Source organism: Streptomyces sp. NPDC025793 (assembly GCF_055558375.1).
The window spans coordinates 1-11292 of the sequence record NZ_JBVHMR010000100.1 but is presented as its reverse complement, the minus strand read 5'-3'; the positions used below and the strand labels follow the sequence as shown (position 1 = coordinate 11292).

Here is an 11292-nt window from a genome sequence, read left to right as displayed (position 1 = left end):
CGGGTTCTGGCGGGGGGGGGGCGGCCCGCCGGGCCCCGGCCCGCGCGGGGGTGAACCGGTAGCTGCGGGGGCCCCCCCCCCGCTGGGGGCGCCGCCCCCTGTGAGCGGGGTGGTGCTACTGGTTGTTCGCGGTCATGGTGCACTTCACGGTCGTGCTGTCGGCGGAGCACGTCGCGCGCATGTTCGTGTTCAGCCAGTACGGGTCACGGTCCAGGAGTCGCTGGTTCGCGTTGAAGGCTGCGAAGCCGGCCATCGAACCGCTGTTGTCGTTCCCGGAGATCGCGGACCGTCCGCAGACCTCTTTCCACGTCGGCACGAGGCCGTCGATGTTGAACAGGTGCACGGTGCCGTCCTGCTTGCTCGCAAGGGTCTGCACACAGGCGTCCCCGCTGCTGACCGGGTTCAAGCCACCCGCGAGCGAGGGCATCCCGCCGCTGTTGTAGGTGGCGTTGAACGCGAACTCGTCGCAGTTCAGCTCCTTGTCCGTCGTGCCGTTGAGGGCGCTGGTGTCGCCGTTGGCCGCCGCCCATCCGGTGGGGCAGATCACCGTCCGGTTGCCGCTGATGTCACCGTCGGGCAGGAAGTACAGCGGCTTGCTGTCTGCCTTGCTGCCGGGGTGGTTGGCCAGCTTGTGCTGGATCAGCCAGGCGTGCGACGAGGCCTGCGGGTACTTCGCCGCGTTGAAGGTGTAGGTCGGCACGTAGTTGTGGAAGACGCAGCCGATCGTCGGCACCTTGTTGATGATCTTGGTGTTGTCGCATCGGATCTGGTCGGAAGCTCCGCCGTTCTCCAGGTCGCCGCCCGCGACGTCCATGAAGACCGCGGGGGTCGTCTGCACCGTCTGGCCCGGGATCTTCGGGTTGCCCTGCAGTGCGACCGCGACACCGAGCTTCATCACTTGCGGATTCGTGGTGTTCGGCCCGGTCAGGGTTGGCCCCCAGAGGTAGGAGGCGTCCGCGGCCACGCTGTGGTGGTCGCCGGGCACCCATGCGGCCACGCCCGTCCAGCCGCTGACGTTCTGGACGCCGCAGTTGCCGGAGGGCTCGCAGTCGATCGTCGGAGCGTCCAGGGTGAACGCGGGGATGGTTGCCGGAACGTCCACGTCGGTGACGTTGATCCGCTCGGTGATGTTCCCCGACTTCGGGTCGAGTTGACGCTCGTTGACCACCAGCGCCTTCGCGGTGCCCACGGGGGAGCCGTTGAGGGACGCCTCCCAGGCCATGGTGAACGACGAGCACTCCTCGAAGCGCGTGGTCCACAGCCCCGTCCGCGGGTTGGCCGGGTCGCAGCCACTGACCAGGGACGACTGTGCGGCGGCCGTCGCCTGCGCGCCGGCGTGGCGGTGGAGGGTGAAGTTACGGCCGTTGTAGGGCTCGGCCTTGCCGCAAACCTTCACTCCGCCCGAGGAGGTGGTGCAGCGGGTCCCGAACGTCCCGGGGGCGGCGGAGCGGCCACGGCTCGGGCCGGCCGTGGTCTTCCACGGAGAGGGCGGCGCCATCGTATCCGTGTACGGCTGGGCCGACTGATCCGGGTTCTGCGCCGAGGCATTGGGGTTGGGCAGGGTCAGATCGACGGGCATCGAGACGCGGAATCGGGCCCAGGGCGACCACGCCGTCTCGTACAGGCCGCTGTCCTTGGCGTAGGCGGAGGTGTGGAAGACGTAGTCGACGTTCGGTTTCAGCCTTCCGGGGCCCACGGTCACGGACGCGGTGGAGCCGGACTTGACGAAGTCGGACACCAGGACCCCGTACTGGTTGTCGCTGATCTTCACCTGGGTCTTGGCGTTCCCCGAGGAGTCGACGGTCCAGACCTCGAAGGTGAGGTTGGCCGTGCTGCCGTCGGCGTCGGTCACGGTGTTGCTCAGCTTGACCCTGGGAGTGGTGACCTGCCAGACACCGGAGCTGTCCTTCGCGCCCGGCCCGGCCGAGGGGTTCTTGCCCGACACCGGCCGGGACGCCGCGGCGACGGCTTTCATCGCGGGCCCGGCGGCCGGTCGGGTCGACGGTGCGGCGTTCGGATTCAGGTTGCGGTCGAAGCCGCCGCCGCCGTCGGCCGCGGTCGCCACCCCGGATCCCAGGAGCAGTAGCGCCGCGGTGCCGACGGTTATCCGGCGAAGGATGAACTTTCTTCTGGACGTACCAGGCAAGACGTTTCCCTTCTGGCTCTGCCCTCCGGGTCTCTCGGAGCAGAGCAGGATCCTTCTTAAGTTCTTCCCAGACACGGGTGTTGGTCCTCTCGCGCCGCTCGCACCCACCGGCAGCGACTCGTAGGTGACTGCGACATGCGTTCGACGCCGCCGCACATTCCTATGCCGACCTGCACATGACAAGCCACCAGATAAATCGCGACGAAACAAACAAGGGCCCCAACTCGACTGTGACCATCCCCATGGTTTGGCCATGGTTGTGCATCAGCCCGTGAAGGATCCATGGGGATCGACTGGGAGGCACCGCGGTTACGCAGCGCCGGTGACGCGATCAGCGGGTCGACGAGCTGCTCACCATGGCCGTAGGCCGGCCCTCCCGCTACATCCGGCCGCGGGGGGTGGGAGCCGACGAGGGCGGCCGGCGGCTCGCGGCGCAGGAGAGAGCGGGCCGTTACTGACTTCGGCGTATCAGGGTCCGTCGCGTCTATCGAGAGCGAGGCCCGTCCCGGCGAGGAATCCGCCGAGGATGCCATGCCGGTACTGCAGCGCCTTGAGCCGACCGCGGAGCAGAGTCTCCAACTCGCTCAGGGTGCGGGCAGCCAGATCGGCCGCACCGGCCACGCAACCGGCCATGCCCGCGGTCCCGCCCTCTCCCCTACCTTTCCTACACACCACCAGAGCTGGCCCCCGCCCCAGACATCGCAGCTCCCGAGCCGCGACAGCGAGCCCTGCGCAGCGCTCCGAGGCGTTTCCTGCGCGGTCGGTAGCCAGACCGGCACAACCCGCCAGCCAGTCAGGCGGGTGCCGCGTGATGCCGCCGCCCTGCATGAGTGGATCCGAAGTCGGGGATGATCAGTGGCATGCGGACGGTCCTGCACGGAGCCCTGGTGACGCTTCGCCCGGCGACGGTGGCCGATATCCCGGCTCTGGCCGCGATCCGGACCACGCCTGAGGTGTACACGCGCTGGCGGGGCGGCGACGACCTGACGGCCGCGGTGGCCGAGGACCTCGAAGATCCCGGGGCCCGGACCTTCGCGGTCGAGCACGGCGGCAGAGTGGTCGGCGCTATCCAGTGGGGCGCCGAGGACGAGCCGGACTACCGACATGCCAACATCGACATCTATCTCGACCCGGCGGAGCACGGGCGCGGTCTTGGCACTGACGCCGTCCGCGTCCTGGCACGCCATCTGATCGATGATCACGGATACCGCCGACTGGTGATCGACCCGGCCGCCGACAATGCCGCCGCCATCCGGTGCTACCGCAAGGTCGGCTTCCGCCCGGTGGGCATCATGCGGCAGTACGAGCGCGGCCCGGACGGCAGCTGGCACGACGGGCTGCTGATGGACCTGTTGGCGGAGGAGCTGGAGTAACTGGCTCTAACAAAAGCGGTTTCACCAAGGTCCATTTCGCGGTGGATGGGCGCGGTCTGCCCCTGACTGTCGTGGTTCACGCCGGGCAATGTCAACGACTCCACCGTGTTCGACACGGCTGCGCCTTCACTGGGTGCGCCGTCGCGCGCTTGTTCATCACGCGGCCCTCACGCCGCCACGGGGGTCTCGCACTGGCCTGCCCATCCGAGGCAGGGCCAGCAACGGGTCGATCGCTGCCCACGATTTATCGGTCAGTTCATGGCGTCGCACCACGAACAGGCAAGCGTCGCCAACACTTTGCGGGCCCGGCTCAGGGCCAACTGCGCCGCTTGGCGTCGAGACCGTTCTGTGTGATGAGGCAGCCGACGAGGTCATGCGCCGATGCCGTGGGCGAGCAGGCTTTCGGCGGTGTCCGCGATCGTGTCCTCGATCGGACGCGCCTTCCAGCCGAGGAGCTTCTCCGCCTTCGCACCGGTCGCGTCGAGGTCGCGGCCCAGCTGGTGCTTGAGCAGGCGCAGTTCGGGGTTGACGGTGGCCAGGGCCCGGGTGAGCCAGACGGGCAGTTCGCGGGTCGGGGCCTTGGCGGCGCGTTCGCCCAGGCGGTCGTGCAGGATGCGGGCGATGTCGACGACGCGCAGGCTGTGGCCCGCGACGGCGAGGAAGCGTTCGCCGGCGGCCGCGGGGTCGGTCATGGCGCGCATGTGCAGGTCGGCGACGTCGCGGACGTCGACGTAGCCCATGCCGAAGGGCGGGCAGGCGGGGACGCGTCCCTCCAGCATCCTGCGGACCAGGCGCAGGGAGGGCGGGTCGTCGGGGCCGAGGAGGGGGCCGAAGACGCCCACGGGATGTACGGCGGTCAGTTCCATACCGCCGCCTTCCTCCCGGATGAACCGCCAGGCGGCACGCTCGGCGAGGGTCTTGGAACGCTGGTAGGGCGGGATATCGGCGTCGATGTCGGTCCAGTCCTCCTCGGTGAACGGGGTGGAGCGTGGGGGATGTCCGATGCCGACGGCGCCGAAGGCGCTGGTCAGCACGGTACGGCGGACGCCTGCGTCACGGGCGGCGCGCAGGACGCGCAGGACCCCTTCGCGGGCCGGGACGACCAGGTCGACGTCGCTTGCGGGGGTGTGACGCAGGGTGGGTGAAGCGACGTGGAGGACGTGCTCACAGTCGGCTACGGCGCCGTCCCAGCCGTCGGAGTGCTGGAGGTCGGCGCGTACGACGGTGAGCCGGTCGTCGTCGAAGACGGCGGCCTCGTGCAGCCGGGAGCGCAAGGCCGGTTCGCGCCGTAGGTCGCGGACGGTGGTGCGGACCGTGTGGCCGGTGTCGAGCAGGGCGAGGATGCACCAGCTTCCGATGAATCCGGTCCCTCCGGTGACCAGTACGGGTGTCATGGGTGTCTCCTCAGCTGGTGGCGTGGGTGGGAAGGGGGGTGGGTGGGGGTGTCACGGGCAGTCGTCGGGCGGCGATGCTGCTGGCGAGGAGGGTGTGGCTGATCATGATCGGGTAGATGACGGCGCGTTCGAGCAGGCCGATGTCCCACATCCAGCCGGTGAGGGCGTCGGCCATGAAGAGCGGGAAGGCGATCAGGCCCGCGGTGCCCAGGGCGATGCTCAGGGTCGAGCGGCGTCGGCTGAGGCCGATGCGTGCGCCGTTGGCTCCGACGGCGATCGCCATGACGTTGCCGGCGAGCATGACGGTCTGCGCGCCGAGCGTGTGGAGGGCGATCAGGCCGTTGTCGACGTTGGCGTTGGAGCCTTGGAAGATGCCGACGAGGCCGACTCCGGCGCCGGCCAAGACGGCGAGTATCACGATGATGGTCGGGCGGACGCCCTTGCGCGGGTCGAACACGAGGAACGCGCCGACGGCCAGGAGGATGCCGTAGACCACCCAGCCGGTGTTCATGACGGCGCCGAGGGGTGAGTTGGCGACTTGCCCGAACGCGGTCTGGGGCGGGCCGGTCAGGCCGAGGTGACTGACCCAGTGGTGGAAGGGCGAATACGGCGGGTCCTGCCATGCGGCGGCGGTGACGAACTCGGCCAGCCAGGACACGAGCGGGCCGAGCAGGATGAGGAGGCCCCCGGCGCGGGCGGCCGGGCCGGAGCGGACGATGGGGTTCATGACAGGGCCATTCCGGGGATGCGCCGGCGGATGGCCTCCAGCTCGGCTTCGTCGGAGACGCCCTGCCAGTCGTAGCGCGGGGTGTACGGGGCTTCCAGGGCGCGCACCTCGTCGTCGGTGAGGTCGATGTCGAGGGAGGCCACGGCCTGGTCGATCTGGCGGATGAAGCCGGCGCCGACCAGGGGCGCGGTGACCACCGGCTGGCGGCGCAGCCAGGCGAGCGCGATCTGGGAGCGGCTCGCGCCGTGCGCGTCCGCCACCTGGCCGACCGCGTCGATGATCGCCTTGTTGGACGCTTCCTGCGCGGGTGAGTAGAGCAGATCGGCGTAGGCCGCGTCGGTTTCGGAGCGTTGGGTGGAGCGGGCGTCATCCCAGGCCCGGGCCAGGCGGCCGCGGGCCAGGGGGGACCAGATGAGGGTGCCGACGCCTTCGTCCAGGCACAGCGGAATCATCTCCCGTTCCTCTTCGCGGGCGAGGAGGTTGTAGTGGTTCTGCATCGACACGAACCGCGCCCAGCCGTGCTGCTTCTGCAGGTGGAGGGCCTTGGCGAATTCCCAGGCGTGCATGGAGGAGGCGCCGAGGTAGCGGACCTTGCCCCCCTGCACGAGGTCGCTGAGGGCCTGGAGTGTCTCCTCCCAGGGGGTGGAGTGGTCGTTGCGATGGATCTGGTAGAGGTCGATGTAGTCCGTGCCGAGGCGGCGCAGGGAGTGGTCGACCTCGGTCATGATCGCCTTGCGTGACAGTCCGCGTCCGTTCGGGCCCGGGCGCATCGGGTGACGCAGTTTCGTGGCGATGACCACGGCGTCGCGGTCGGCGTAGTCCTTCAGTGCGCGGCCGAGGATCTCCTCGCTGGAGCCGTTGGAGTACAAGTTCGCGGTGTCGAAGAAGTTGATGCCCGCCTCCAGGGCGTGCTTGATGAGCGGGCGGGCCTCCTCCTCGCCCTTCGACCAGACGGGGTGCCCGCGGTCGGGTTCGCCGTAGGTCATGGCGCCGATGGCGATCGGTGACACGTCCAGGCCGGTGGTGCCGAGCTTGATGTAGTGCATGGTGCCCCTCTAAAGTAAGTGGAGAGCTCTCCGAATAACGTAGTGGAGAGTTCTCCACTTAGCAAGGGGAGATCTCGTGGTCCGATCCGACGCCCGTGAGAACAGGGCGCGCATCCTCGCTGCCGCCCGCGAGGCGCTGGGCGAGGACGGCGGCACGTCGATGAACCAGATCGCCCAGCGCGCCGGCGTCGGCCCGGGCACGCTGTACCGCAACTTCCCCACCCGCGAGGCGCTGGTCCTGGCCGTGTATCAGGACGAGGTCTCCCGCATCACCGGCACCGTGCCCGACCTGCTCGCCCGGATGCCGCCCCTGGAGGCGCTGCGCGCCTGGACGGTCGACCTGGTCGAGGCCATGCGCAGGAAGCACGGCCTGGGCGAGGCTCTCAGCCCCAGCGCGCACCAGGCGATGAGCGAACAGAGCTACGGCCCGGTCATCACCGCCATCACCGAGCTCCTCGACGCCGGCAAGGAGGACGGGAGCATCCGCGCGGACGCGGACCCCGGTGACTTCCTCCAGCTCACCGGCGCGCTCTGGCGTGCCGCCGCCGTCCCCGAGGACCGCGCTCCCCGCATGCTCGCGCTCATCCTCGACGGGCTGCGCGCACAGCCGCAGCGCTGAGGACCGGTCGGAGATCGGTCGAAGACCGGCCGGAGACCGGGTGACGACCGCGTGCTGACGGTGGCAGGCGGTCGTGTCCGGCAGAGGTACTCAGCGGGCCTGTGCGAGGAGTTCCCGCGACAGGTCCCGCAGGCGCCCGGCGTTGTCCGGGTCGGCGGCGTAGCGGGCGACGCCGTGCAAGGTGCCGGTGCGGCGGTCGACGGCGTCGCGGCCATCCAGGCCGTCGAGGAGCGGTGAGGCGGCGAGCAGGACGGAGGTCGCCGCTCCCTGCCTGCCGCACCGAGATGACCAACCGCCACACCATCTGGCACCAGAGCACCGGCACCACCCTCCTGGCCGCGACCATCTGACGGCGGCCACCCCCACCACCCGACCACCCCCCCAGCGCACCTCAACTCGCCTGCTCCATCAGCAACTTGACAGGGCCCGTGCCAGGCTCTGCTCACGAGAGTGAAGAGAGCCACCGTGCATATGTGACGCGGCACAGGGTGGGGCGCTCACGGCGCCGGCAGGGCCCGGATGGGGAACCATCAGGTGGCAGCGATCAGCCCAGCGACGCGGCTGCCGCGCGCAGGTCCTCCAGGGCTGCCAGGGTATGAGGCGCGAGCTCTTCTGCGTCATCGCGACCGCTTTCGGACCACTTGGCGTAGCCCTGCTTGAACGCGAGGACTCCCAGCTCACCCGCGAGATGCGCAGTCGGGTCGGAGACACCGCGGGCGATGAGCGCGGCTGTCATGGCGGCTGCGAGACCGACGCTCTTGAGGGCGTCGCGCTCCTGAAGTTCGGTGCTGGCTGCGACGGCGGCTTTGATGCGGGGGCCGAGTTCGCGGTTCGCCGGCCCCATGGCGCTCGAGGCGCGCTCAAGACCGGCCGCCACCGCCTGAAGCGGGCTGGCGTCGGCAGGTGCTTCGGTGATGCCGTCGGCGAGCAGCCTGCTGAGCGTCTCCTGGCCGGCGACCAGCAGCTCGCGCTTGTCGGAGAAGTACCGGAAGAAGGTGCTCTTGGTGACGCCGGCGCGCTCGGCGATCTGCGTCACCGTGGTGGCGTCGTACCCCTGCTCGGTGAACAGGTCGACGGCAGCGACGACGAGTCGCTGGGGCGCTCCTGGTTGCCATCTGGCCATGAGACCAGCATAAGTGATGGCACTCTGGTCCCGTCACCGGTGTAGGGTCGGTGATGGGACAAGAGTCCCGTCACTTTCGGGGAGGGCTCATGCACGTCTTCATCACGGGCGGTACCGGCACCATCGGCTCCGCCGTCGTCGCCGAACTGCTCGGCAACGGCCACACCGTTCTCGCGCTGGCTCGCTCGGACGGCTCGGCGCAGGCCCTGGAGAGCGCGGGTGCCAAGGTGCTGCGAGGAGATCTGGCGGACCTCGACGTCCTGCGGTCCGGCGCCGCGCAGTGCGACGGAGTGATCAGTCTGGCGTTCGGACGCGACTACAGCAGTCCGGATGCGCTTGCGCAGGCCATCGCCGAGGAGAGCGCCGCTCTCGCCGCGCTGGGGCAGGAACTCATCGGGAGCGACCGCCCGATCGTCACGGTCTCGGGCACGCCCTGGGTGCCGGGACGCGCCTCCACCGAGACCGATCCGCTGCCGACCGACGGACCGGTGGGCGGTCGAGGCCGTTCGGTCACAGCACTGCTGGATCTCGCCTCGCACGGTCTGCGCAGCATGGCTGTCCGCATGCCGCGCACGGTCCACAACGAGGGGCGGGGCGGATTCGCCGGACTGTTGGTCGATGCAGCGCGCCGTACTGGGGTGTCCGGTTACCCGGGCGACGGCACCCAGCGTTGGCCGGCGGTGCACGCGCTCGACGCAGCGGTCCTGTTCCGTCTGGTCCTTGAGTCCGCACCGGCGGGGACGTCCTGGCACGCCGTGGCTGACGAGGGCGACACGGTGCGGGACATCGCGACAGTCATCGGCCGGCGCCTGGGCCTGCCGGTCGAAAAAGTTCCGCAGGAAAGCTTCGGCCCGTTCGGCCCGATCTTCGCCATGGACCAGCCGGCGTCCAGCGCCCGCACCCGCGACGCCCTCGGGTGGCAGCCGACGCGCTCCGGCCTCCTTGAGGACCTGGAAAACATTCAGCCCTGACAGGCTTCGACGGAAGGCGGCGCGAGCAACGCATGCTCGCTGTCCTGGCTCGTGGACGGTGCAGTCGGAGAGCGTGCGGGCGATGAGGGCCGGGAACGTGTGGTCGAGCGGGCGTGCGCCGGCTCGGCGGGAAGGCACCGCGGCTGATTGTCGTCGGCGGTGCCGGGTCGCCGCGCACGCCGACGGCAAGCAGGTGTGGGACGCCGAGGGGGTTGCCCGAGTTCTTGCTCCCGATCATGCACGCGCACGGTGGCGGGCTGGACTTCTACCGGTCCGCCGACGACGTCCGCTGGACCAATCTCAGCCCCGCCGCGCAGATCGCCCGGCATGTATGCACACCGAGCGTCCCGGCCGAGCCGCGGCCGGTCGACCAACCGGACGGCTCAGGCTGCGCACCGAAGGACCGGCGGCCGCGTGGTGGCGCGCGCCGTCGTACCACTGCCGGTCCAGTGCCCGCGGCCTTGCCCGCGCCGGGTCGGTGCGCACCCGGGAGACCGCCTCAGACGGCTACCGCCGCTTACGGCTCAATCTCCAGCTGAACCTCGTTACCGCCTCCTTGCAGGCCGGATGCGAGGCATTCCGTGGGTAGTTCGCGGGGCAGCCCGGTGATGGTCCGCTGTACGGGATGCCCATGACCACGTCCCTCGCTGACCCGGCCCCGCTGGATCACGACCAGGACTCCTGCGACGCGGAGGGTCGTGGCGCTGTCGTAGACGATCAGAGACGTGCCGCCGTCGGCGTACCGGACGGATTCCGTCCCACTTCCGCCAGACACGGCGACACAGGAAGCAGCCGGTACGTCCGAGTTGAAGGAGCCGGTGGCGGGGACGGTATGCCCGTGGGCACCGCAGGTGTACGTGATGTCCGCGTGAACATGGGTCGGCCGGGCCAGGAGCGTGAGCGGCGGGTCATACCGGCTCTCACTATGCCCGATGCATCCGACGCTCCCCTCCTCTCCCGTCGTGGCCTGACCGGCCGGCGCCCACACCAACGACGATCCCGTCAGCATCACAGACCCCAGGGCCACTGCGACGCCACGCCTACCGAACATGTTTCCTCCAGTACGTCCTGCTCTCATCAACGGCCTCTGGCTTACCCAGGGGCGCATCCCATGACCTGGCGTCTCGAAGCGCATGACCCGCGCGCGCCCGAGCCGTGCGCGGTCAGAGGCGCCTGCACTCCCGTCGGACTCCGTACGGCCGGCTGCGGTCGCATGAACGCTGGAACACGGCGGGTAGCAAGCGCCGGACGAGTCTCAGTCGAGCAGGAAATGAGCAGGAGGAGATCTTCAGTGAGCCGTACCAGCCCCGCAGCCGCCACCGTCGCGCGAGGGCGTATCTTCGCCATGATGGACGCGGACGGTGACGGGGTCATCTCGGCGCACGCTCCAGGGTGGACCGGGCGGTCCAGGCCACGGGACGCTCGGAGGGCGACCCGCTCGTCGTCGCCGCCCGCGGGGAAGCCCACAAGGCGTGGGGCGCGATGGACGCGAACGGCGACGGGAAGCTGACCTTCGAGGAGTACGACGCATGGGTCGGCGCCGACAAGTTCGACAGCATCTGCCGGTTCGCTCTGGGCTCACTGTTCGACCTCGCCGACGCCGACGGGGACGGCGCCCTGGACAGCGCTGAATTCACGGTCCTGCGCACTGCGCTGAACAACGCGCCCGGAAACGCTGCCGCCGCCTTCGACGCACTGGATGCCGACGGCGACGGCTGGGTGGGGCGCGTGACGAATACCTGGCGTCGATCCGCGGCTACGTCGTCGGCGACGCCTCACCGACGGGCGAGGCCGTGTACCTAGGGAGTGTGCCGAGTTGAGATCAAGGGTTTGGCTGTTTTGCTGTCCCGGCCTGGCCGGGGCGGTAGACAGGCGAGATGACCCGGGGTGATC

The 11292-nt window shown here is 69.7% G+C and carries 9 protein-coding genes and 1 pseudogene; 4 read left to right on the top strand and 6 right to left on the bottom strand.

Annotated features, from left to right (window positions below; translation table 11 throughout):
- Positions 1-115: 115 nt before the first annotated feature.
- Together ACZ4MF_RS47975 and ACZ4MF_RS47970 are read right to left on the bottom strand one after the other, a co-directional pair.
- Positions 116-2065, bottom strand: coding sequence for a hypothetical protein (locus ACZ4MF_RS47975; protein WP_467500654.1), 1950 nt, complete (start codon positions 2063-2065; stop codon positions 116-118).
- A gap of 549 nt (positions 2066-2614) precedes the next feature.
- Positions 2615-2755, bottom strand: a pseudogene (locus tag ACZ4MF_RS47970) (IS630 family transposase); the annotation flags it as partial.
- A 251-nt stretch (positions 2756-3006) separates the two neighbouring features.
- Here ACZ4MF_RS47970 and ACZ4MF_RS47965 point away from each other — a divergent pair.
- Positions 3007-3519, top strand: a complete 513-nt coding sequence (locus ACZ4MF_RS47965; RefSeq protein ID WP_467500652.1) for a GNAT family N-acetyltransferase — start codon at positions 3007-3009, stop codon at positions 3517-3519.
- A 371-nt stretch (positions 3520-3890) separates the two neighbouring features.
- Here the strand turns inward: ACZ4MF_RS47965 and ACZ4MF_RS47960 are convergent, their stop codons facing one another.
- From ACZ4MF_RS47960 to ACZ4MF_RS47950, 3 genes are read right to left on the bottom strand one after another with little or no spacing between them, the layout of a single operon-like run.
- Positions 3891-4913, bottom strand: coding sequence for an SDR family oxidoreductase (locus ACZ4MF_RS47960; RefSeq protein WP_467500651.1), 1023 nt, complete (start codon positions 4911-4913; stop codon positions 3891-3893).
- A 10-nt stretch (positions 4914-4923) separates the two neighbouring features.
- Entirely contained in the window at positions 4924-5640 is a 717-nt protein-coding gene (locus tag ACZ4MF_RS47955) for a DUF998 domain-containing protein (RefSeq protein ID WP_467500649.1), read from the bottom strand.
- Positions 5637-6686: an aldo/keto reductase gene (locus ACZ4MF_RS47950; protein ID WP_467500647.1), complete on the bottom strand. Its 1050-nt coding sequence runs from the start codon at positions 6684-6686 to the stop codon at positions 5637-5639. The genes ACZ4MF_RS47955 and ACZ4MF_RS47950 overlap by 4 nt, the downstream gene beginning before the upstream one ends.
- A gap of 76 nt (positions 6687-6762) precedes the next feature.
- Between ACZ4MF_RS47950 and ACZ4MF_RS47945 the strand changes: the two genes are divergently transcribed.
- Positions 6763-7305 (top strand): TetR/AcrR family transcriptional regulator, encoded by a 543-nt coding sequence (locus ACZ4MF_RS47945; protein WP_467500645.1) that lies wholly within the window; start codon positions 6763-6765, stop codon positions 7303-7305.
- A 544-nt stretch (positions 7306-7849) separates the two neighbouring features.
- Here ACZ4MF_RS47945 and ACZ4MF_RS47940 read toward each other — a convergent pair.
- On the bottom strand, positions 7850-8428 hold the full coding sequence (locus tag ACZ4MF_RS47940; RefSeq protein WP_467500643.1) for a TetR/AcrR family transcriptional regulator: 579 nt from the start codon (positions 8426-8428) through the stop codon (positions 7850-7852).
- A gap of 89 nt (positions 8429-8517) precedes the next feature.
- Between ACZ4MF_RS47940 and ACZ4MF_RS47935 the strand changes: the two genes are divergently transcribed.
- Entirely contained in the window at positions 8518-9399 is an 882-nt protein-coding gene (locus tag ACZ4MF_RS47935) for an SDR family oxidoreductase (RefSeq protein ID WP_467500641.1), read from the top strand.
- Positions 9400-10791: 1392 nt separating this feature from the next.
- Positions 10792-11202 carry an EF-hand domain-containing protein gene (locus tag ACZ4MF_RS47930; RefSeq protein WP_467500639.1) on the top strand — a complete coding sequence of 137 codons (411 nt, stop codon included), beginning with the start codon at positions 10792-10794 and terminating at the stop codon, positions 11200-11202.
- The last annotated feature ends 90 nt before the right edge of the window (positions 11203-11292 follow it).